The sequence below is a fragment of the Geminocystis sp. genome (genome assembly GCF_041753295.1).
Classification (GTDB): Bacteria; Cyanobacteriota; Cyanobacteriia; order Cyanobacteriales; family Cyanobacteriaceae; genus Geminocystis.
The window spans coordinates 1-21,945 of the sequence record NZ_JBGSUU010000063.1 but is presented as its reverse complement, the minus strand read 5'-3'; the positions used below and the strand labels follow the sequence as shown (position 1 = coordinate 21,945).

Annotated in this window: 21 protein-coding genes and 1 tRNA gene; 14 read left to right on the top strand and 8 right to left on the bottom strand. The window is 30.8% G+C overall.

Translation table 11 applies throughout. The features are described 5' to 3' along the window. Positions 1 to 232 precede the first annotated feature (232 nt). From ACEW8E_RS06410 to ACEW8E_RS06385, 6 genes are all read left to right on the top strand, one after another. The gene (locus tag ACEW8E_RS06410; protein WP_373479506.1) at positions 233 to 352 is read left to right on the top strand and encodes a photosystem II protein Y; all 120 of its coding nucleotides are present in this window, start codon (positions 233 to 235) and stop codon (positions 350 to 352) included. Positions 353 to 432: 80 nt separating this feature from the next. Continuing rightward, positions 433 to 1,863, top strand: coding sequence for a tRNA uridine-5-carboxymethylaminomethyl(34) synthesis GTPase MnmE (gene mnmE / locus ACEW8E_RS06405; protein ID WP_373479505.1), 1,431 nt, complete (start codon positions 433 to 435; stop codon positions 1,861 to 1,863). 81 nt (positions 1,864 to 1,944) lie between these two features. Next, positions 1,945 to 2,370, top strand: a complete 426-nt coding sequence (locus ACEW8E_RS06400; RefSeq protein WP_373479504.1) for a hypothetical protein — start codon at positions 1,945 to 1,947, stop codon at positions 2,368 to 2,370. Between the two features lie 16 nt (positions 2,371 to 2,386). Next, positions 2,387 to 3,901: an FAD-binding oxidoreductase gene (locus tag ACEW8E_RS06395; protein WP_373479503.1), complete on the top strand. Its 1,515-nt coding sequence runs from the start codon at positions 2,387 to 2,389 to the stop codon at positions 3,899 to 3,901. A 336-nt stretch (positions 3,902 to 4,237) separates the two neighbouring features. After that, positions 4,238 to 5,689, top strand: coding sequence for a folate/biopterin family MFS transporter (locus ACEW8E_RS06390; protein WP_373479502.1), 1,452 nt, complete (start codon positions 4,238 to 4,240; stop codon positions 5,687 to 5,689). A gap of 74 nt (positions 5,690 to 5,763) precedes the next feature. Further along, positions 5,764 to 5,835: transfer RNA gene (locus tag ACEW8E_RS06385), tRNA-Lys, on the top strand. Between the two features lie 98 nt (positions 5,836 to 5,933). On the opposite strand, the gene ACEW8E_RS06380 is transcribed toward ACEW8E_RS06385, so the two are convergent. From ACEW8E_RS06380 to ACEW8E_RS06370, 3 genes are all read right to left on the bottom strand, one after another. Further along, positions 5,934 to 6,113 (bottom strand): hypothetical protein, encoded by a 180-nt coding sequence (locus ACEW8E_RS06380; RefSeq protein WP_373479501.1) that lies wholly within the window; start codon positions 6,111 to 6,113, stop codon positions 5,934 to 5,936. 190 nt (positions 6,114 to 6,303) lie between these two features. After that, complete coding sequence (locus ACEW8E_RS06375; RefSeq protein ID WP_373479500.1) at positions 6,304 to 7,638, bottom strand: sensor histidine kinase; 1,335 nt, start codon at positions 7,636 to 7,638, stop codon at positions 6,304 to 6,306. A 303-nt stretch (positions 7,639 to 7,941) separates the two neighbouring features. Further along, positions 7,942 to 8,541 carry a chorismate lyase gene (locus ACEW8E_RS06370; protein WP_373479499.1) on the bottom strand — a complete coding sequence of 200 codons (600 nt, stop codon included), beginning with the start codon at positions 8,539 to 8,541 and terminating at the stop codon, positions 7,942 to 7,944. Between the two features lie 169 nt (positions 8,542 to 8,710). Here ACEW8E_RS06370 and ACEW8E_RS06365 point away from each other — a divergent pair, with 169 nt between their 5' ends. From ACEW8E_RS06365 to ACEW8E_RS06335, 7 genes are all read left to right on the top strand, one after another. Continuing rightward, positions 8,711 to 10,204 (top strand): TM0106 family RecB-like putative nuclease, encoded by a 1,494-nt coding sequence (locus ACEW8E_RS06365; protein ID WP_373479498.1) that lies wholly within the window; start codon positions 8,711 to 8,713, stop codon positions 10,202 to 10,204. Positions 10,205 to 10,429: 225 nt separating this feature from the next. Continuing rightward, a complete protein-coding gene (locus ACEW8E_RS06360) occupies positions 10,430 to 10,672 on the top strand; it encodes a hypothetical protein (protein WP_373479497.1) in 243 nt (80 codons plus the stop codon). A 378-nt stretch (positions 10,673 to 11,050) separates the two neighbouring features. Next, a complete protein-coding gene (locus ACEW8E_RS06355) occupies positions 11,051 to 12,091 on the top strand; it encodes a M48 family metalloprotease (protein WP_373479496.1) in 1,041 nt (346 codons plus the stop codon). Positions 12,092 to 12,127: 36 nt separating this feature from the next. After that, a complete protein-coding gene (locus tag ACEW8E_RS06350; RefSeq protein WP_373479495.1) occupies positions 12,128 to 12,793 on the top strand; it encodes a COP23 domain-containing protein in 666 nt (221 codons plus the stop codon). 180 nt (positions 12,794 to 12,973) lie between these two features. Continuing rightward, positions 12,974 to 13,801 (top strand): serine protease, encoded by an 828-nt coding sequence (locus ACEW8E_RS06345; protein ID WP_373479494.1) that lies wholly within the window; start codon positions 12,974 to 12,976, stop codon positions 13,799 to 13,801. A gap of 26 nt (positions 13,802 to 13,827) precedes the next feature. After that, positions 13,828 to 14,793 (top strand): DUF4344 domain-containing metallopeptidase, encoded by a 966-nt coding sequence (locus ACEW8E_RS06340; RefSeq protein ID WP_373479493.1) that lies wholly within the window; start codon positions 13,828 to 13,830, stop codon positions 14,791 to 14,793. Positions 14,794 to 14,839: 46 nt separating this feature from the next. Beyond that, the gene (locus ACEW8E_RS06335; RefSeq protein ID WP_373479492.1) at positions 14,840 to 16,675 is read left to right on the top strand and encodes a protein kinase; all 1,836 of its coding nucleotides are present in this window, start codon (positions 14,840 to 14,842) and stop codon (positions 16,673 to 16,675) included. Between the two features lie 192 nt (positions 16,676 to 16,867). Here the strand turns inward: ACEW8E_RS06335 and ctpA are convergent, their stop codons facing one another. The 5 genes from ctpA to ribD all read right to left on the bottom strand — a co-directional run bounded on the left by ctpA (position 16,868) and on the right by ribD (position 21,161). Beyond that, positions 16,868 to 18,085 carry a carboxyl-terminal processing protease CtpA gene (ctpA, locus tag ACEW8E_RS06330; RefSeq protein WP_373479507.1) on the bottom strand — a complete coding sequence of 406 codons (1,218 nt, stop codon included), beginning with the start codon at positions 18,083 to 18,085 and terminating at the stop codon, positions 16,868 to 16,870. 239 nt (positions 18,086 to 18,324) lie between these two features. Next, positions 18,325 to 19,089 carry a type I methionyl aminopeptidase gene (gene map / locus ACEW8E_RS06325; RefSeq protein ID WP_373479491.1) on the bottom strand — a complete coding sequence of 255 codons (765 nt, stop codon included), beginning with the start codon at positions 19,087 to 19,089 and terminating at the stop codon, positions 18,325 to 18,327. 170 nt (positions 19,090 to 19,259) lie between these two features. After that, positions 19,260 to 19,661: an MAPEG family protein gene (locus tag ACEW8E_RS06320; protein WP_373479490.1), complete on the bottom strand. Its 402-nt coding sequence runs from the start codon at positions 19,659 to 19,661 to the stop codon at positions 19,260 to 19,262. A gap of 52 nt (positions 19,662 to 19,713) precedes the next feature. Continuing rightward, complete coding sequence (locus ACEW8E_RS06315) at positions 19,714 to 20,010, bottom strand: c-type cytochrome (RefSeq protein WP_373479489.1); 297 nt, start codon at positions 20,008 to 20,010, stop codon at positions 19,714 to 19,716. Positions 20,011 to 20,081: 71 nt separating this feature from the next. Then, positions 20,082 to 21,161 carry a bifunctional diaminohydroxyphosphoribosylaminopyrimidine deaminase/5-amino-6-(5-phosphoribosylamino)uracil reductase RibD gene (gene ribD, locus ACEW8E_RS06310; RefSeq protein WP_373479488.1) on the bottom strand — a complete coding sequence of 360 codons (1,080 nt, stop codon included), beginning with the start codon at positions 21,159 to 21,161 and terminating at the stop codon, positions 20,082 to 20,084. Positions 21,162 to 21,519: 358 nt separating this feature from the next. On the opposite strand from ribD, the gene ACEW8E_RS06305 reads away from it, so the two are divergent. Continuing rightward, a partial coding sequence (locus ACEW8E_RS06305; RefSeq protein WP_373479487.1) for a sigma-70 family RNA polymerase sigma factor occupies positions 21,520 to 21,945 on the top strand: 426 nt, incomplete at its 3' end.

The window sequence follows — 21,945 nt, the reverse complement described above, 5'->3', positions numbered from 1 at the left end:
TACTTTTGGTCAAGCCTTAGAAGCGTTTCGCACCGCCATATCTTTTCGCTTTTTTCAATGGTTAAAAGATAATATTGAGGTATTTACTAATTATAAAGCAAGTTTGGGCTTTGTTTGGGCATAATTTTTGTTTAAGTACCGATATTAAACTAATAATTCTCCTGTTTAATGATTGCAACAAATGTTATCATTTTTCTAATGAAGACAATTATAAAAACTGGAGTATAAAAAAATGGATTGGAGAATATTAATCGTTGCATTGCCTTTAGCGGTAGCAGGTGGTTGGGCAATTTATAATATCGGTGCATTAGCTATTAATCAAGCACAAAAATTCTTAAAAAAACAAAGCTAGATAATAATTGACAATTAACAATCAGCAATTGAATAAAGCAAGAGGCAATAATTGATTAAATATTAATTTTTAATTATTTGATGATTTTACTATTTGCTTTTTGCTTTTTTTTCCTTTTAGATAGTGTCGTGAAAAAAATAATTCAACAAGAAACTATTGTAGCGATCGCTTCGGCGGTAGTATTAAATCAAGGTAGTATAGGTATTATCAGATTAAGTGGTGTAACGGCATTAGAAATTACCCAAAAAATTTTTAAACCTCAAGGGAAACCGTCATGGCAATCTCATCAAATCCTTTACGGTTATATCAAAAATCCTGACACAAAACAAATTATTGACGAAGTTTTAGTCTTATTAATGCTATCACCTCGCTCTTTTACTAGGGAGGATGTCATCGAATTTCACTGTCATGGTGGTATAATTCCAGTGCAACAAGTATTAGAATTATGTTTAGAATTTGGGGCAAGGTTAGCTAATGCAGGAGAATTTACCTTTAGAGCCTTTTTAAACGGTAGAATTGATTTAACCCAAGCTGAAAGTATTGCTGACATTGTCGGGGCAAAATCTCCCCAAGCCGCCCATTTTGCTAATTCAGGATTACGAGGAAAATTAGCACAACCCATTCGTAAAATGCGTAATTCTTTGTTAGATATTTTGGCAGAAGTAGAGGCTAGAATTGACTTTGAAGACGATTTACCACTTTTAAATGAAGCTCAGATTAAACAAGATTTACAGGATAATTTAACTAAAGTTAAGCATATTTTAGCCACTAAAGATCAAGGAGAATTGTTACGCAGTGGTATCAAAGTTGCCATTGTTGGGCGCCCAAATGTGGGGAAATCTAGTTTATTGAATGCTTGGAGTAAAAGTGATAGGGCTATCGTGACAGAATTGCCCGGAACTACTCGTGATGTGGTAGAATCTCACTTAGTGGTGCAAGGTATCCCTATTCAAGTCTTAGACACCGCAGGAATTAGAGAAACCCAAGACACTGTAGAGAAAATAGGTGTAGAGCGATCGCTTAAAGCAGTATCACAAGCAGATTTAATACTTTTTACTATAGATGCTACTGTAGGATGGACACAAGAAGATCAAGAAATTTATCAACAAATTCGAGATTTAAACTTGATTTTAGTGATTAATAAAACCGATATTGCCATAGCTTCAAGAATGGTTAAATATCCCATTGAAATTAAACAGGTAGTCAAAACTGCCGTAGCGATTAATCAAGGTATAGAAGCCTTAGAAAATGCCATAGTAAAGACAATTCACACAGGGGAAACCATAGCACAAGATTTAGATATTGCCATCAATCAAAGACAGGCGGCGGCTTTAACTCGTGTAAAATTAGCACTAATGCAAGTAGAAGAAACCATTGAAAATACATTACCTCTGGATTTTTGGACTATTGATTTACGCATTGCTATTCAAGCATTAGGAGAAATCACGGGGGAGGAGGTAACAGAGTCAGTTTTAGAGCGTATTTTTAGCCGTTTTTGCATTGGTAAATAAGATTATTATTTTGAATAATTTTTTTTATTTTAAAACCAACATTTTTTGATTATTAATTAAAGTTATAAAAAACATAACCAGATGATTAAATATCTCTATTATTTTAAATTATTATTGCTTATTATTACTATTAATTTTGGGTTATCAGGGTGTTTTAATAGTAAAGTATCAGATTGTCGTGAGGTTATTAAAATAAGTACTAAATTAGCGGAAGAAACTCAAAATAATTTAACCACAAAAGATACTAATAAAATATTAGAAATAGCAGATATTTTCGATAAATCAGCACAACAAATACTAGCTAAAAATTTTCGAGATGAGCAATTAATAGAATATAGTAAAAATTTAGCTATAATTTACCAAACTTATGGCACATTAACTAGAAATTTTGTCACAGCTTTTCAAACTAAAGATACCGAAAAAGCCATTAATTATAAACAAGATATTATCAATTTATCTCAAAAACAAAAAGATTTAGTTAATAATATTAATAACTATTGTCAATAAAATTAACCTCAAATTTATGATTTCTCTATTACCTGAAGATACCCGTAAAAAATTGGCGATCGCAGACAAAATGTGGTACAATTTACGCCATGATAATCAACCGATAAAAACAGTAATTAATACTAATAAAGAAATCCTCAAAGATGTTCATTTTGATGTGATTATTTGTGGTGGCACATTAGGAATATTTTTAGCAACAACATTACAAAAAAAAGGCTATAAAATTGGTGTAATTGAGAAAAGTATTTTACAAGGAAGAGAGCAAGAATGGAATATTTCTCGTCATGAATTAAACTGTTTATTAGAGTTAGAATTACTCACCCCTAATGAATTAGAAATGATTATTTTTACGGAATATAATCCTGCTAGAATCAGTTTTCATCAAGGGTATGAATTATGGATTAAAGACGTGTTAAATGTGGGAGTTAGTCCAAAATTATTAATTAGTATAATTCAAGAAAAGTTTTTACAATTAGGAGGAATTATCTTAGAAAATACAGCTTTTAATAATGCAATGGTTAGCGAAAATGGTGTAATAGTAAATACAGATAAACAACCATTAAAAACAAGATTATTAATTGATAGTATGGGACATTTTTCCCCGATTATTAAACAAGTAAGAAAAGGAGAAAAACCAGAAGGAGTTTGTTTAGTTGTGGGTAGTTGTGGTAAAGGATTTAGTGATAATGAAACAGGAGATTTAATTGCTTCTTTTACACCCATTCAAAATCAATGTCAATATTTTTGGGAGGCTTTTCCAGCAAAAGATGGGCGCACTACTTATTTATTTACTTACGTTGACTCACACCCCGACAGAATAAGTTTAACGGAGTTAATGACTGAATATTTGCGACTTTTACCAGAATATCAACAAATAGATTTAGAAGCCATCGATTTTAAGCGATTTTTATTCGGATTTTTTCCTGCCTATAGTCAAAGCCCTATTAAAATTAAATGGGATAGAATCTTAACAGTGGGAGATAGTAGTGGCAGTCAATCTCCTGTCAGTTTTGGGGGTTTTGGTGCGATGATGCGTCATCTAAGTCGTTTAACTAACGCCATTGACGAGGCTTTATCAGGAAATAATCTAAGCGCTTCGGATTTAGCCTTAATTCAACCTTATCAACCAAATATCTCCGTTACATGGCTATTTCAGAAAACCATGAGTGTTGGCGTTGATATTCAAGCAAATCCTAATCAAATCAACGACTTAATGAGTGGCGTATTTCAAGTTATGGATAAACTAGGAGATGATGTTTTAAAACCATTTTTGCAGGATGTGGTGCAATTTTCAGGCTTAACGAAAACCCTCCCCCTCGTTAATCCCAAATTAGTGTTACCGTTATTACCCCAAGTCGGCTTACCTATCTTTCTCGACTGGTTAAAACACTACACAAATTTAGGCATTTATAGCAGTTTATATCCTGTGGGTAAGTCTTTACAACCTCTCACCAAAAACCTCACCTCTCAACAAAAATATTATTATCATCGTTGGTTAGATATGTTGCAATATGGTGCAGGATTTAAGTAAATTCGGAGATAGGGAGATAGGGAGATAGGGAGATAGGGAGATAGGGAGTTGAGAAATAAAAGTTGAGAAATAAAAGTTGAGAAATAGAAGTTGAGAAATAGAAGTTAGATTGTATATTTTAAAATTAATAAAAATAACTAATAATCTTTGTTACCTATTACCTTCTGCCTACTTATATTTATTTTTAATACCAAAATTGACAGTTTTATTTATCAGTATGTTTTCTATACCCTACCTTTATCACAAGATTTTTTTCAAAACCTATAATTATCATTAACTCAACCTATCAAAAAGTCACGCTAAGATAGATAACGAAATAAAACTTAAAGATAATTAATGTTTATTAATATTTATCAACAGACTAAAATCAAAGAATACATTGAAGAGAAGTTATTATTTGGCAATAAATTAACCCCAGAATTTACCGCTATCCTCATTGTCTATTTTGTGCAAGGTATTTTAGGATTAGCTAGACTTGCCGTTAGTTTCTTCCTCAAAGACGAGTTAATGTTATCTCCAGCACAAGTTTCCGCCTTAATGGGTATTGCGGCTATTCCTTGGGTAACAAAGCCGATTATCGGTTTTTTGAGTGATGGTAAACCCTTATTTGGTTATCGCCGTCGCAGTTATTTATTTCTCTCTGGTATTTTAGGAGCATTGGCGTGGTTAGCTTTAGGTACAATAGTCAATAATGCTTGGAGTGCGACTATTGCCATTTTATTTACTTCTTTATCCGTTGCCATAAGTGACGTTATCGTTGACTCGGTAGTAGTAGAAAGGGCAAAAACTGAATCTTTAGCTAAATCTGGCTCTTTACAATCCGTAACATGGGGGGCGTCTGCTTTAGGAGGATTAATCACTGCCTACTTTAGTGGTGCATTATTACAACATTTTAGTAACAATCAAGTATTTTTAATTACCGCAACTTTTCCTCTATTAGTAACAGCCATTGCAGGATTAATTATAGAAAAACCCATGGAAAAAAAACCCCTATCTAATCCGTTTAAAGGGCAAATTAAACAACTATGGCAAACCATCACCCAAAAATCTATTCTTGCACCTGTTATCTTTATCGCTTTATGGCAAGGTACACCTAGTGCCGATTCTGCCTTTTTCTTCTTCTCAACCAATGAATTAGGATTCACTCCCGAATTTTTAGGTAGAATAAGATTAATTACCAGTTTAGCCGCACTAATAGGTATATTTTGTTATCAAAAATGGTTAAAACAAATTCCCTTCCGAATGATGTTAGGTTGGTGTGTGGTGTTATCTTCCCTGTTAGGCATGACAAGCCTTATATTAGTTACCCATTTTAACCGCAGTTTAGGTATTGATGATCATTGGTTTAGCTTAGGAGATAGCCTTATTTTAACGGTAATGGGACAAATTGCCTTTATGCCTGTATTGGTTTTGTCAGCTCGTCTTTGCCCTGAAGGAATCGAAGCGAGTTTTTTCGCTTTATTAATGTCGATTTGGAATTTAGCAGGATTACTTTCTCATGAGTTAGGTGCATTACTTACTCACTGGTTAGGAGTAACACAAACTAATTTTGATAATCTTTGGTTACTGTTGTTAATTACTAACTTATCCAGTTTATTACCCTTATTTTTACTTAAATTATTACCTAACGAAGATCCACACATACACCATAATCTTGAAAATTTACCAACATCAGAGATTTATGAACATCATAGCTCAGGTGCAGTTTTCGGTCAAGACATCATGCCTGACGTAATTATTGATATATCTTCTCACTCCGTCAACAATAACCAGAAATCTCTCAAATAAATTATTAATTACCCTTGCTTTTTTAAAAAATCTAAGTTATACTGGTTATTGTTGTGAAAAAAGCAACCAAAAAGGGGTCGCTAGCTCAGCGGTAGAGCACTCGGCTTTTAACTGATTGGTCCTGAGTTCGAATCTCAGGCGACCCATTTTGATACTAAGCACTAAAATTCTCAAGTCTTGATTTAAAAGTTGTCACGTTAAAGCTAACATGACAATAAAATCTTTTCCCACTATCAAGAAAATGTCATCGTGGAAAGACTAAAACACTTTTAGAAGGGGGAGAGTTGGAGTTAGTGTTATCTGAAAAATTAGTTATTAATAAAATTGGTATAGTTAGAGTTGTAAAGGCGATAGCTGTACCAATAATTTCTATACTCATTTGTCTAGTGGTTTTCTTTTTCCTAGACGGTTCACCAGCTTCCATAGATTTGTTAAATTAGTTAGTTGACTTTGTTAATAAAAAAATAGTTGATAAATTTATCTTTCTACTTATTCCATATAATAACAAATATTTTAATACTAATTGTGATCAATTTAACCATCAGTTACAAATTCCTAGTAGATAGATGATTTTATTTTTTTTATCCCCTACAGTGTATAAGATTTACGAAATTTTAATTAAATTGAGGAAGATGAATTATAAAATTACTACCTTTATTAATACTACTTTCTACCTTGATTTTTCCTTGATGATTTTCGACAATGGCTAAGGCGATCGCTAATCCTAAACCTGTGCTAGAATTATAATTACTATTACCACGACTACGAGCAAAATCTCCTCGATAAAATCGATCAAAAAGATGAGGTAAAATAGATTCATTAATACCGATACCATTATCTTTAACAGTAATTTGATAAAATAATTTATGTTGTTTTTTAATCAATTCTAAAGTAACTTTTATGGTTGCTATTTCCTTTATATCAGAAGAAAAACCATGAATAATACTATTACTGATAATATTAGTAAATAAACGACTAATTTCTATCCAATCACCATTAATCATAAACAAATTTTCTGATAACGACTCATCATTAAGAATATCTAAAGATAAATTAATATTTTTTTGTTGTGCAATAATTTTTTGTTCTTCTACTACTTCTAATAGTAAAGCATCAAGGGGAATAGGTGCAAAATTAGATTTAATAATACCGCTATCACTTCTAGCTAAAAATAATAAATCATTAACTAAATTGTTTAATCTTTCTGTTAATCTTTCTACAATTTTTAACTGTTTTTGTTGAGTTTGAGAATCAATTTCTGGATAAGATAATAAACTTTGAATATTAGTTTTTATGGTAGCAATAGGATTTCTTAATTCATGGGAAGCATCGGCGGTAAATTGCTTTAAACTTTGATAAGATTCGATAACAGGTTTAATGGCAATTCCTGATAAAAACCAGCCGATTCCTGCTACAGAAATAATCATTAAAATTATGCCTAAACTTAAGTCAATAATTAATTGTTGAATAGGTTTAATAACATCAAATAAAGGATGACTTACCCTTAAATATCCTAAGATATAACGCCCCATTTCTACTCTTTTGGTTATTTGTCTTAATAAATAATCATCAGAAATGCGAATAGTTTTTCCTCCCGAATTAAAGGAAAGAGGAATAGGTAAAGATTCATCTAAAGTTTGCCATAATAATTCACCATTAGGACTAAACCATTCTAAATCAATATGGTCATCTTCTACTTGATTTGTGGTGTTAGGATGTTGATAAAAACTAGCTTCTAAATTAACTCGATATTTACCGTCATTAATGCTAACTTCATCTACTATTAAAGATGGTTCAATAATTTCGATAACGTGTTTTAAAGTATCATCAATTCTATCAATTAAAGTTTTATAAACATAACCATAAATTCCCACCGCAAAAATAATTAATAACACTGCCGTTACAGTAGTGTACCAAATTGCTAAACGACGACGAGTTATTTGAAACATCAAGAATCAGGTATCAGGTGTCAGGTATCAGGTATCAGGTATCAGGTATCAGGTATCAGGTGTCAGGTGAAATGCAAACTGTCAATCTATAACAAATTTAATTGTTAATTCCTATAATCTTTAGACTTCTCCAATAATTATTTTGATAGGATTGAAAATCATAATACACTATATTAATTTCATGATTTCGATATTGAAATTGATTTAAGGTTTCATTTCTGGAGATGTCTTTTATACTGCCAACTTTATAACATTTATTTTATCTGAATTTATCATAACTACTGTAGTCAAGATTAGGAATTATTAATCATCCATTTTCATCTTACCTAAATACTTAGATAAATAGGGAGAAAAAACTTCATAGATAAGAGTCAATGGTTTACCACGATGCCAAAATAAATAATGTCTTCCCCAAAATGCACCTTCCTCTCCAAAACCTTCTTCTAAAGCCTCAGATTTTCCGTAATAAATTCCTTGAATATCTCGATATAATTCTGTATGTAACTTAGCTAAACTTTCCCATATCGGTAAACTGCGATTTTGTAAATATTCATCAACATTATTCCCATTCCACCAAGAAGTCGCATAAGCTAATCTTTTTCCACTGGCAGTTTTTAACCAAACTTGTCTTCTGAGTCTTGGAGTCGTTATTTTTTCGATACCTTTTGGTGCATTGTCTAATATATCACCTATTAATGACATATCAATTACGTCAACTTCAATAGTCTCACTGGTTAATAATCTTAAATGTCTAGTAGGTGAACCATCCCCTAATAATAGTATCTGCCATGGTGGCGCTAATTGACTATGGGGTAAACCAATTTTAATTAATTCTTCTCCTCCTTGCCAAATAGGTTGGAGTTGATGCCATGTTGTGATAATGGTTTCAGGTTTGATGATCATTTCTCTAGGTTACTTTACAAAACTTAATCTTATTTTAACCGTCGAATTCCTTTCTGTCAAAAATAGAGAGGTTGTAGTGGTATAATCTATTAGTCTAAAGGATCAACTGTTGATTAATTATTGATTGATAATTAGTTGTTTTATCTTAAATTTGACCTATTAATTATATATGTTGCTGACTGAGGAGTTATTGTTTCAATATAAACGTTGTAATCGGAGAGCTTTCCTTAATGTTTATGGTGAAGAAAGTCAGAAACAACCAGAAAAAGAATTTACTTTAAAGTTAAGACAAGAAAAAGAATTTCACAGCAAAAGAGTTTTAGAAATTTATAATTTACGTTACTATCAACCACAAGTTTTAATTAAAGATACAGAAAATATTTTAAAACTAGCATTGATGACAGAAGATTTAATGGCGATAGGAGTTGAATGTATTTATCAAGGAATTATTGCACATAAAACAATCATAATTAATGAAGGAAAAGAAGAAGAAATTACTTTAATTGCCTTTCCCACTTTATTGATTAAACAAAATATTCCTTCTCGTTGGGGTAATTGGAGTTACTTTCCTGTTAATACTCCTCTGGGTAAAAACATCAAACCAGAATATAAAATAATGTCTGCTTTTGGAGGAGATATTTTAAATCAAATTCAGGGTATTAATCTATCCCAAACTCATATATTTTTGAAAAATAAATACAAACCTTATCATCTTAATTTGAATATGTGGATTTCTTCTTCAAGGGATTTAGTGAGGGAATGTGTTTCTATGTTAGCTAATAAAAATGAGCCTGAAATATTTATTTCTCGTCAACGTTGTGGGTTTTGTCAGTGGTATCAAAGTTGTTATAGTTTAGCTAAATCTCAACAAAATTTATCTTTAATTCCTGGAATAAGTCAAAAAAAACAAGAGTTATTAATCAAGAATAATATCACCAATTTTTTTTCTCTTTCTCAAGTAACTTTATCTGATTTAAAGCAAGTTTTTGATGTAGAAATAGCCAATAATATTTACCAACAAACTCAATCTCTTTTTACCTCTAAAGCAATTTTAAAAAATATTTTACCCAAAATTCCTACTAATAACATTGAATTATATTTTGACATAGAAGCTGAACCAGAGCGCAATCTTGACTATTTATTAGGGGTTTTATTAGTTAATCATCAAACTCAACAACAGAAATATTATACTTTTTTAGCGAAAAATATTGAGGAAGAGGAAAATATTTGGCAAGAATTTGTTACTTTTATTAATCAATATGAAAATGCACCTATTTTTCATTATTCTCCTTATGAAGTCGAAACTATTAAACGTTTAGGTTATCTTTATAAAACTCCTTCTTCACAATTAAAATCAATTTTATCTCGTCTATTTGATTTACATAAAACAGTTATTAATTCCTTCTTTTTACCTGTGGAAAACTATTCTTTAAAATCTATTGCTAATTGGTTAGGTTTTCATTGGCGAAATCCAAAAACAGGAAAAACTCTTTCTAATTATGATAAAGTAGGGGGAGATCAATGTGTATTCTGGTATGACCAGTGGTTACAAACGGGCGATCGCATTTGGTTAGATTATATTCTAATTTATAATGAAGATGATTGTTTAGGAACTTATGAATTAAAAAAATGGTTAACTAAATATCAAGATAAATTAGCTTAAATAATCATATTTTCTCCTTGACAATTTGAATATTAAGAGATGTAAAGTTTTATAACAATTGAATTATAAGTATCGAATTTAATTCTGATTTATTCCAAAAAAATGTTAACTTATAATCACAACAAAGAATAATCAACACAAAAAAAACTGTTACTTTATCTATATTAAGAAAACATTAAATTAACATTATTTAGCTGTTGTATTCTGCCACTTTTTAGGGTGATTATGATGATGATTTCTTTATTCATGATGCTTTTATTTTTAACTACAATAATTAGTGCATTTATTTATCAACGTACTAATCAAGACATTCACCTCGTTTTAGCGATTTTTACCGCTATCATATTCTTCGTTTGCGCATTAGCGATGGCACATTGGTCAATACATATGTTTGCTTTATTAACTTTATTGTGTATTCGGATTCCTTTTTTTTATGCTAAAACTGTTAATATTTACGAAGAAATCTAATAATAAATTGAGGATTAATTAGGTTTTATATTTTTTATATTTTTTCCTAATAAAAAGGGTAAATAATTATTTAAAAACTGAGATATAGGTAATAGAATAATGATAGCAAGTAGAGCATAAATTAACCCAAAAATATTATATTGATTATCAATAAAAACTTTTATAAAACTTAATTTAAACAATTTGATATATTTTATCTATAAAAAAATTTATTTCTTAGGCGGTAAAATAAATCTGATGGGAAAAAAGAGAAATTCCGATAGTATAAAAATCTCTTGATCAAGAAACTTCAAGTAAATTGTGTAATTAACTACATTATATAAATTGTTACATTGTGCTATAATTATTTTTAAGCATTATCACGAGTAAATAATACCTATGAGTAAAAGAAGAAGATCACGGAATTTCATTGGTAGTTTATTGTTTGTATTCTTATTATTGAATCCATTGTTAGCCTTCGCTAAACCAAAACCAAAACCCAAACCAACTCCCATCTCAGAAACACCTTTACAAAAAGCCCAAAGAGAATTACCAAAAAACTATTTTGTTGTTTATGCCATTGTGGATAAAATTGCCAGAGCGAATGGCTTAGATAACAAACCTTGGCGTATTGTTGTCACTTCTAACTACGCTGTGAACGCTTATGCTTCTGATACTAACTTACTAACTTTTGAAGCTGGTTTGATGGATCAATTAGAAGGTAACGCCTCCGCTTTAGCCTGTGCGATCGCCCACGAAATGGGACATCATACAAGACAACATTTAGGTTATGGACCAGTAAAACAAGAACAAGCTAAAAGAGAAGAAATAGAAAAAGCTGAAAAAGCTAAAATAGTTGAACAACAAGATGCTCAAACTCAGGCTTTAATAGGTGCTGGAGTGGCAACTGGAATGGCTGCGGCGGGTCAACAAGTAGGTGGTATTGGCGGAGGATTGCTTCAGCTGGGCGGTTTATTATTTGGAGGTGCAAGTCAACAAAAAGCACAGAATATTGAAGTTATTAAAGCCAAAATTGAACAAGAAGCCGAGACTAATTATAACAAACGTTTAATGGAAATTAGTCAAACTCAAGAATTTGAAGCGGATGAAAATGGCTATATCTATAGTGTTACCGCAGGATTTGATCCTAATGGTTGTATTGCCGTTATGGATATTTTAGGAAGAATGCCGGGGGCTCAATCAGAGGGGGGGAGTCATCCTGCACCAGAAAAACGTACTCAACAGATAAATGCTTTAATGGTGAAAAATCCGCCAGAAACATTGAAAGCTAAAGGGAAAATTTTTCTAAGCACAAAACCGACTCCTCTTAAATATGAAATTTTTAGTTATGAGCGAGAAGGTGGTGGAACTTCATCTGGTTTAAAGGTTTTTCCCATCACAGGTTCAACCCAAGAGGACTTAAATCGTTATCTGAATTAAACATCAACATCAACCTATATTCTCAACCTTAAAATTATGTCCACAAAAAAAGTTTCTCTTTGTATTTTCTCCCTCGTCATGGTGAGTAGCTCCATCAGTTTTGTTTCTCCTAGCGAAGCTGGATCTATTCAATTTGAGTGTTCGGTAGATAATAATAATAATCCAACTACCTATGTTCAAACACAAGGTGGTGTTGTTGAAATATTTAAGTGGAAAAGTAACTATTTTCAAGGTCCTTATACTCCCATGCAACGCTGTTTAGAAGTGACTCAAAGAATGAATAAATTTCAACCTAGTTACTTAGTGGCAGGACGAGTTAATAACTATAATGTTATCTGTGCGGGAACTAATTGCGATCGCGCTGGGAATAATGTATTGTTAACTTTACGACCCGATCAAAATCCGAACCAAGTGTTAGCAGAAATTGATAATACCAGAGATGGTGCTGGAGGTCCTTCTATGCAATTAAGTGGTTCTTCTGGAGGACAAAATACGGCAACAAAACAGAGTAACTTAGTGAAAACTCAAAACGGATCATTAGCACTAAATTTAGTTAGTTATATTGAATCTGCTCCCAAAATCCCTAAAAATCTCTCAGGGAATTCTAACAGTAGTAATACGACAGGATTAAATGAAGAACCTATCATTGTCCCATCCAATGCTGGTCAAAAACCCACCTCGTCACCCGGCATTAAATGGTAATAAATTTTTAAGAAGAGGTTGGGTAAAACAACTGATAACCCAACTTTTTTTTGTAATCTGTTAGGTAGAATTAAAAACAAATTAATCGATATTTACTCTCAAATATTTTCATATTTTATTACTTTTTAAAACTATTAAAACCTAACTTTTTCTCTTTTTTACCTTATCAAAACCTATGTTATGGGCAAAATTTTAGCTACGGGTTTATTTGGTTTAATCTGTTTTTTTACAGGTATTTTCACTCAATATATTCTCCCTGTCAAAAGTGTTGATACTAGAATTGAATGTAAAGAAGTACTTATTTCTCAGTTGAATTCAGAAGAGATAAAAACTCCGAAGATAAAATCAAAAGAAGAAGAAATAAAAACCAATGCACGAACAATCACGGTTAAAGTATTATCAGGAGAAAATTCGGGTTCAGGGATTTTAATTAATCGACAAAAAAATACTTATCAAGTAGTAACAAATAACCATGTTTTATTATTTGGTAGTCAAAATCAATCTTACAAAATAATCACTCCTGATGGTGAAATTCATCAAGCAAAAGTAGTTAAAGAATTAAATTTTCAGAAGTATGATTTGGGAGTATTAGAGTTTGAAAGCGAAAATAATTATCAAGTAGTTTCATTATCCCGAATATCTATACCATCTGTAAATGAAGTCGTTTATGCGGCAGGTTTTCCTTATGAATCCGATAATTTTACCTTTACCAGTGGAAGAGTTGATTTAATTAGTGATTTATCTTTTCGAGGTGGCTATCAAATAGGCTATAGTAACGATATTCAAAAAGGCATGAGTGGCGGTCCTTTATTTAATGCTCAAGGTGACATTATTGGCATTAATGGCAGACATAAATATCCTGCTTGGGGAAATCCCTATATATTTGAAAATGGTAGTGTGGCAACTCCAGAACAAAAGGAAATAATGAGTCAATCTAGTTGGGCAATTCCTATTAAAACTTTTTTACAATTTGCCCCTGAATTTGCCCTTAAGGATAACCTTAATTAAAGTAATTTAAACTAATATTTAATACTATGAATGGGCTATATAAATTTTCGTTTTTTAAAGTTTTATGTTTTTGCTTATTAAGTGTTTTTTTCTCGTCAAATTGTATTGATTTTAATAAAAATAAAAATGTTTTAGCTCAATCTCCAAAGGCAGAAACTAAACAAAATTTTCCTAAAAATAATGATGATATTGGTAAATTTATCATTAAATATGAACCCACTAATTCTAATCCAGAAATTCGCAGAATATTTATAGAAAGTCAAATTTTTGACAAAATCATTAATAATCTTAACAATTCAGGATTAATTATGAGACAAAATATTCCTGTAACTTTTCAAGATTGTGGAGATCCAAATGCTTATTGGAGTTATAAAAATAAAGAAATAATTATTTGCTATGAAAACACAGCTTATGATTTATTTCTCTTTCATGAAAAGGCAAAATATCCTATAGAAAAAGCGATGGAAAAATCTATTAATGAAACAATATTCGCATTTTACCATGAATTAGGACACGCTTTAATTGATACATTAGCATTAAATGCTGTGGGGCAGGAAGAAGATACTGTTGATGAATTTGCGTCGGTAATGTTATATCGAAATCACGACAAAAATTTTGCAGAAGAAGTTGTTTTAGATTCTTCAGAATATTATGAATTATTATATAAAGAAAAGGAAAAAAGTCCTAGTTGGGATGAACATACACCTCATGATAAAAGATTATTTAATTTAGTTTGTTTTGTTTATGGTAGTAACCCCGAAAAATATGAAAAAATATTCATTGAAAAATTTTATTTACTGGATGAAGAAAATATAGCTTCAGAAGATAATTTAAAAGCAAGAAAAGAAAAATGTCAACAAGAATTTACTAAAAAAACTGATAGTTGGAATCGATTATTATTACCCCATTATGCCATTAAAAATAACTATCAAAGGCAATCTTTTCCTATCAATAACTCTCCCGGAATGTCTGAGAGAGGAATTTATTGGTAAACTTTATTAATATTAATATAACTTTTTTTTAATTAATTAACTAATCATGAATATCAATACACCTTTATCTCAAGAAACTATTTTAGAAAATAAATATCGGATAATTCAAGAATTAGGAAAAGGAGGTTTTAGTCGAACTTATTTAGTAGAAAATATACAAGAAAATCGTAAACATTATCTGTTAAAAGAATTTTTGCCCAATCATAATAATAAAACAGAATTTAATCAAAAATCCTTAGAATTATTTTATCAAGAAGCCTCTATTTTATCTAAATTAAATCATCCTCAAATACCTAAATTTTTAGATTGGTTTCAAGAAAATAATAATTTTTTCATCGTTCAAGAATATATTAAAGGAGATAATTATTGGCAATTACTTTGTAAAAGAAAAAGAGAACAAAGGTTATTTTCAGAAGCCGAAATTATCCAATGGTTTAAAGATTTATTACCCTTAATTAACTATCTTCATGAGAATAAAATAATTCACCGAGATATTTCTCCTGATAACATTATTTATTCTACTGAAATTAATAAACCTGTTTTGATTGATTTTGGTGGAGTTAAACAAAAAATGACAGAAATTATTAATCATGGTTATGAAGAAATAAAAGGGACAATTATTGGTAAAATAGGCTATTCTGCACCAGAACAATTTAAAGGACAATGTTATCAAAATAGTGATATTTACGCTTTAGGAGTAACTGGTTTAGTTTTGTTAACGGGAAAAGAACCAGAGTTATTATTTAATAGTTATAGTCGAAAACAATCTTGGGTTCAAGATCTAAATATTAGTGATCAATTTAAGTTAATTTTTGAGAAAATTTTAAAGGAATATCCTGATGAAAGATATGCTTCTGCTATGGATGTTTTAAATGAAATAAATAAGATTGGAACTTTAAATAATGAACCAGAACAAAGCATAGGAAGTGAAAAAACTATTTTAATTGCACCATCAAATGATCATAAATTTGAGAAAGATTCATATCCTATATATTCTGAAAATATAACTAAAAATGAAGAGAAAAAAAATGAAGATAATTCTTTGAAAAAAGTTATTTTATTCTTGTTAATGACGCTATTTGGTTTAAGCATTATTGGTTTAGTTTTACAAGCTCCTCATATTAATGCTATTTGTAAAAAACTAGATAATTGTGGTAAAGATAAAGAATATCAGAAAATTTTTGATGAAACCTTAGTAGATGGAAAAGAAGTAATAAATCCTAAACAAACTGTTAAAAATATTAATGATTTACAGTCACAGCAAAAAGATTTACAAGAAGTCATAAAAGATTTCAAAGAAATTCCTAATGATGTTAAAGTTTATAATCAAGCTCAAGAAGAATTAAAAGTTTATGAAAATAAATTAACGGAACTTGATGAGAAAATAAATAAAGAAAATAAGGCTAATTTAGAGTTTCAAGAAATAGTCAAAAAGATGGATAATTTACGTCAAGAAACTTCACAAGCTAATAGTACTAATAAATATCAAAAATTAAAAGCTGAATGGGAAGGATTAAAGGCAAAGTTAAACGAATTTGATGGTAATTTATTCATTAGTTCTCAAGTGAGTAATCAAATAATAGAATCAGAAAAAAATATTGCCAAAATAGATGATAATTTAAAGATTTTACAGGCTCAGGCTAAAGCAGAACAAATCGCTAGGGAAAAAGCTAAAGCAAATACCTATAAGCCGTCATCTCCTGTCGTTAGATATAAACCACAGCAAAATGCCCCTAAAATTGCTAGACAAGTACCTAAAAAATCTCCAGTATTATCTAATCATAAGCAAAATATTACTAAACCTCAGAGAAATTATTATCCAAAGAAAACTCCTTCAGCACCTCCCCAAAAAAATATTTCAACTCCCGGATCTCTTTGGTAGTATCGTTAGGTTGAAAATAAAATGATTAATCAAGAGAAGTAATGGGTAAGTAAGCAAAATTAGTTATATAATTGATAAATTATTAAAAAGTCTAAAAATTAATAGTGAGTGATTCAGGTGATCGCAATTTCGTTTAGTTTTTCAATAATTAAATCTTCTACTATATCTTTCAAAAAAAAATATAATTAAATCTTATTGTTGAGACAAAAAACTAATAGCAGTCTGATATTGAAGATCTTTTTCTGTACCAATTTCAAAGTAACTGATGGGATCTTGGGTTACAATCTTATCAGGGGTGATACCTAATTTATTAATATCCTTGTGGCTAGGAGTCTCATATTTTGCTACTGTGACAGCAATTCCAGCACCATCTGGCAATTCAAATAAAGATTGAATCAAGCCTTTTCCGAAGGTTTTTTCCCCGATTAAAATTCCTCGATGATTATCTTGTAATGCTCCTGCAAGAATTTCACTAGCACTAGCAGAACCCTGATTCACTAATACTACTAAAGGTTTATCCGTTAAAGCCTCTCCATCCGCATCATAACTGTCTAAAACCCCTTGACGATTAACTGTATAGACAATAGTACTCGGTTGCAACCATAAACGAGCAATTTCGATACCAGCTTGTAATAAACCTCCCGGATTATTGCGTAAATCTAAGATGTAGCCTTTTGCACCTTGTTGATCTAATTTTACTAGAGCATGGGCTAAATCTTGAGTAGCGTTAGCACTAAATTGGGTTAAACCGATATAACCTACGGGATTTTTAGGGTTAGAATTATCTAGGTGAGAGTTAACCGCACTTAAAGAAAGACGATCGCGCTTTAGTTCATAAGTTCTAATATTAGACTCATTTTGGCGTTTAACTTCAAGGATAACTGTAGTACCAATTTCCCCTCTAATTTTATTGGCGGCTTCATCTAAGGTTATCGTATTAGTATTAATACCATCAATAGTTAGAATTTGATCTCGTGGTTGAATACCAGCTAATTCCGCCGGTGAGCTTGGTAACGGTGTTACAACTTCTAATTGACTATTTTCAGGATTAATACTAATTTGTAAGCCAATACCTGATAATTCCCCAGAGGTAGTAATTTGTAAATTATGATAATTTTCTGGTGGTAAAAGACGAGTATAAGGATCATCAAGAAGTGCTAACATTTCCTTAATGGCAGTATAGGTTTCTTCTCGATTATGTAAGGGTTTTTTGATAAATTTTTGCCTAATACTCCACCAATTCTGATGATTAAAAGTATCATCTACATAAGCCTCATTTACCAAGCGCCATGATTGTAATAAAACTTTTTCTTCTTGAGTATAAGCGAAGGCGTTAGCTGGATAAATAAAATTGGAACACAAAATCAATAAAAGAATCGCTAAACTTGAGTAAATTTTCTTCATGAGGATATTAAGTAAAGTAAAATTAATTGTACATTTTATTTGCCTTTAACCTTTGATAACAAGAGGTTTTAACCCCTTGCTTATATAAAATTAATTTTGCCTGAATACTTATCGGTTGGCTTAAGGCACTTAGTCACCTTAAAATATTTTTAATAGATTTATACTTATAGTAAAATAAATTTTGGTTAGTTTTTTCACTACTAATAAAAGATTGTTGGGTTTTGATTTTACACTCAACCTGTGGATTAATTATTAAGAGTTAAAATTTCCACACCACCGCTAGTTACAGCTATGGTATGCTCAAATTGTGCGGATAATTTACGATCTTTTGTTAAAGCAGTCCAACCATCTTCTAATACATCAGCTTCCCATGTTCCTATATTTATCATAGGTTCGATGGTAAATACCATCCCCGGGCGAATTTTTTTCCCTGTACCTTTTTTACCATAGTGAGGCACTTGAGGGGGTGTATGAAATACTCTGCCAATTCCGTGACCTACAAAATTTCTAACGACAGAATAACCAAAACTTTCAGCATATTCTTGAATGACAGCCCCAATATCTCCAATTCTACCCCCTGGGCGTACAGCTTTTATACCTCGATAAAGACATTCTTCTGTTACTTCAACTAATTGTCTTGCCTCATCGGAAGGAGTGCCTACAAAAAAAGTTTTCGATGTATCTCCATGATAGCCGTCTAAAATTGGCGTAACGTCAATGTTGATAATATCTCCATCTTTCAATATTTGACTTTTATTAGGAATACCATGACAAATTACTTCATTAACGCTAGTACAAATTGAGCGAGGAAAGCCATGATAACCTAAAGGAGCGCTTTTTGCGCCATGTTGTTTTGTCCATTTTTCCGCTTCTTGATCAAGTTCATGAGTACTAATACCCGGTTTAACCATCTTTCCTAAATGTTCTAACAATTGTGCTGCTAATTTTCCTGCTTGACGCATTTTTTCAATTTCTCTAGCAGATAAAAGTACTATATTTTCGTTACTCATGATTAATTTTAATAATTTTTTATACCTTACTCTTTATTATTTTAATAGACTTGTGAATAATAACCAAACCACTATAATATCTCGTCACAAAATTTTTTTTGCTCTTTTATAACATCTCAAATAAGTTGTATTTAGCTATAATTTTTCTTAAAGTGAAATAGGACTTTTTCTTAAAAATTAATAGTTTTAATGCCTAACATTACTAAAGAAATTAAACAACCCAGAAGTAAACTCATACCACTTAATGAACTAATGCCGAAACCTAGGGTTCTTTTTTTCGCTTCTTGATAGTAACCCCAAGCATATAAAACTCTTCCTAAAATCCAAATTCCTCCTAAAATTGCTCCCCATAATTCACTTACATAATAGGAAAAAATCCACATTAATGGTAAAAAGAAGATAAGTTGTTCTAACATATTTTCTTGCACTCTTAATGCCCTTTCAAAATTAGGATCTCCAGACATAGCAGGAGGCATTACATTATATTTTACTCTTGCTCTTCCTACGTTAATAATTGTCACAAAATAGACTAATAATGCTGAAACTGTGATAATACTTGCACCTAATAGCATAAAAAATTACTCCTATTTATTAATATTAAAAATTTGATTATTGATAGTTTTCTTAAGGTTTTTGAAATACATAATTTGCTACTTGATTAATTTCTTTTTTAGTAAGAATATTTTTAAATGGTGGCATCTCTTGTTTACCGTTAATAACAATATTAGTAATTTTATTTAAAGAATTATCTTTTTTTTGCAAATTTTTTAATTTATGACATTGTGAACAATTATCAACAAAGATTTGTTTTCCATTTTCATTTATAAAAGTCGTGCTTTCAGTAGCTGGTATTAGATAAATATGTAGAAAAAAACTAATAATTAAACTAAAGATAAATAAGAAAGTTTTTTGCAAAACCATTAATTTCTTAGTAAGAAAAAATACGTATTCACTTAGGATTATAACATTGATTTATCATTATTTAACTAAACTTATATTAAATAAGATTCTATCAAAAAATCATCACCTATTTTCTGAATTTCACTATTTTTAAGTAATAATGCCTCATTCATATTATTAATATTCAAATTACCAATAGGTGTAGGTGCATTTTCACCGCCGATAATTTTAGGTGCAATAAAAGCATAAACTTTCTGTATATTTCCCGACGAGATTGCTTGGGAGGCTAAGTTACCTCCGCATTCCCACAAAACTGTATTTAATCCTCGTTGATAAAGATTATTCATCAATATAGAAGGAGTAATTTCTTCTATTTCGATGATTTCTACACCTTGAGCTAATAATTGACTTTTAACCATAGAATTAGATTGAGGAAGGGTAAAAATAACGGTTTTTGCTTGGTTTACATCCCAAAGTTGACAATTTAAAGGTAAATCAAGGGTTTTCGTCATTATTACTCGTAAAGGATTATGACTGGTTACTCCATGGGTGGTTAACTGTGGATTATCACGTCTAACGGTGTTACCACCAACAATAATAGCATCACAACTACTTCTTAAATGATGAACAAAATTTCGAGAAGGTGAGCTTGTAATCCATTGACTATGACCTGTATTTGTGGCAATTTTACCATCTAAAGTCATGGCATATTTAAAAATACCAAAAGGGCGTTGATATTTTACACGATGAATAAAACCCTCATTAAGTTTTAAACAAGCATCTTCCTCAATACCGACTTTCACATCAATTCCAGCCTCCATCAATCGCTTAATACCACTTCCTGAAACACGAGAGTCTGGATCTATCATTCCCACTATCACTTGTTTGACTTTAGCCTTAATTAAAGATTCCGTACAAGGAGGAGTACGCCCATAATGATTACAAGGCTCTAAATTGACGTAAACATTGGCATTTTCGGCATTTAAACCAGCTTCTTGTAGTGCGAATATTTCGGCATGGGGTTTACCTATCAACGGATGATAACCTTCACCAATAATTTTACCATCTTTGACTATGACTGAACCCACAAGAGGATTAGGAGATGTTTTACCTTGCCCTTTTTTCGCTAACTCAAGGCAACGTTGCATTATTTTACTGTCAAAATCAGTCATTTATTCTACCTTTGCATCTGGGAAAAACCGATTAAATTTTTATGAATCAATAGTTTTGACTCTTTTTTTTTGTATATTAGAACACATTTATTATTCTGCCACAAGTTTTAATTAAATCAGGGATCAGAAAAACCGTCAAAAAAAAGTTTTACAAAACTTAAACCTATGCTCTATGATGATAAAGGATCAACTTTCCTATTATGCCGTAACTAATCCGAGTTAGACAAGGTTGATTTCTCGCCATAAGGATATTTTATTACTTAAAAGTCTGAAAATTTGCTGTCATTAACGCATTCTTCTGTATAATTTTAATTCCTTATATATTATTAACTAATCCCAGTAGAGAGATATATTTTTTATGCAACCCTTATCTAAAAACATTGATACAATCCGTATTTATTTAAAAGAAATTGGACGAATTCCGCTATTAACTCAAGAAGAGGAGATTATTTTAGCTAAACATATTCAAGAATTAGTTATCCTCGAAAAAAAACGAGAAACTTTGAAAAAAAAACTCAATTATGAACCTTCAAAAAAAGAATGGGCTGAAGAAGCAAAAATTTCTGAAAAAAATCTTGATATTAAAATTAGTCAAGGTGAAAAAGCTAAACGTAAAATGGTAGAAGCAAATTTACGTCTCGTGGTTTCTATTGCTAAAAAATACCTTAAACGTAATTTAGATTTATTAGATTTAATTCAAGAAGGTACTATCGGAATGCAAAGAGGTGTCGAAAAATTTGATCCCACCAAAGGCTATCGTTTCTCTACTTATGCTTATTGGTGG

Bases quoted from the DNA above. Each gene is read 5' to 3' on its own strand.
- ACEW8E_RS06365 (WP_373479498.1), top strand. From the start codon at position 8,711: ATGTTGCTGACTGAGGAGTTATTGTTTCAATATAAACGTTGTAATCGG.
- ACEW8E_RS06360 (WP_373479497.1), top strand. From the start codon at position 10,430: ATGATGATGATTTCTTTATTCATGATGCTTTTATTTTTAACTACAATA.
- ACEW8E_RS06375 (WP_373479500.1), bottom strand. From the start codon at position 7,638: ATGTTTCAAATAACTCGTCGTCGTTTAGCAATTTGGTACACTACTGTA.
- ACEW8E_RS06335 (WP_373479492.1), top strand. From the start codon at position 14,840: ATGAATATCAATACACCTTTATCTCAAGAAACTATTTTAGAAAATAAA.
- ACEW8E_RS06315 (WP_373479489.1), bottom strand. From the start codon at position 20,010: ATGGTTTTGCAAAAAACTTTCTTATTTATCTTTAGTTTAATTATTAGT.
- ACEW8E_RS06370 (WP_373479499.1), bottom strand. From the start codon at position 8,541: ATGATCATCAAACCTGAAACCATTATCACAACATGGCATCAACTCCAA.
- ribD (WP_373479488.1), bottom strand. From the start codon at position 21,161: ATGACTGATTTTGACAGTAAAATAATGCAACGTTGCCTTGAGTTAGCG.
- ACEW8E_RS06350 (WP_373479495.1), top strand. From the start codon at position 12,128: ATGTCCACAAAAAAAGTTTCTCTTTGTATTTTCTCCCTCGTCATGGTG.
- ACEW8E_RS06320 (WP_373479490.1), bottom strand. From the start codon at position 19,661: ATGCTATTAGGTGCAAGTATTATCACAGTTTCAGCATTATTAGTCTAT.
- ACEW8E_RS06340 (WP_373479493.1), top strand. From the start codon at position 13,828: ATGAATGGGCTATATAAATTTTCGTTTTTTAAAGTTTTATGTTTTTGC.
- ACEW8E_RS06390 (WP_373479502.1), top strand. From the start codon at position 4,238: ATGTTTATTAATATTTATCAACAGACTAAAATCAAAGAATACATTGAA.
- ACEW8E_RS06410 (WP_373479506.1), top strand. From the start codon at position 233: ATGGATTGGAGAATATTAATCGTTGCATTGCCTTTAGCGGTAGCAGGT.
- map (WP_373479491.1), bottom strand. From the start codon at position 19,089: ATGAGTAACGAAAATATAGTACTTTTATCTGCTAGAGAAATTGAAAAA.
- mnmE (WP_373479505.1), top strand. From the start codon at position 433: ATGATTTTACTATTTGCTTTTTGCTTTTTTTTCCTTTTAGATAGTGTC.
- ACEW8E_RS06395 (WP_373479503.1), top strand. From the start codon at position 2,387: ATGATTTCTCTATTACCTGAAGATACCCGTAAAAAATTGGCGATCGCA.
- ACEW8E_RS06355 (WP_373479496.1), top strand. From the start codon at position 11,051: ATGAGTAAAAGAAGAAGATCACGGAATTTCATTGGTAGTTTATTGTTT.
- ACEW8E_RS06380 (WP_373479501.1), bottom strand. From the start codon at position 6,113: ATGGAAGCTGGTGAACCGTCTAGGAAAAAGAAAACCACTAGACAAATG.
- ACEW8E_RS06400 (WP_373479504.1), top strand. From the start codon at position 1,945: ATGATTAAATATCTCTATTATTTTAAATTATTATTGCTTATTATTACT.
- ACEW8E_RS06345 (WP_373479494.1), top strand. From the start codon at position 12,974: ATGGGCAAAATTTTAGCTACGGGTTTATTTGGTTTAATCTGTTTTTTT.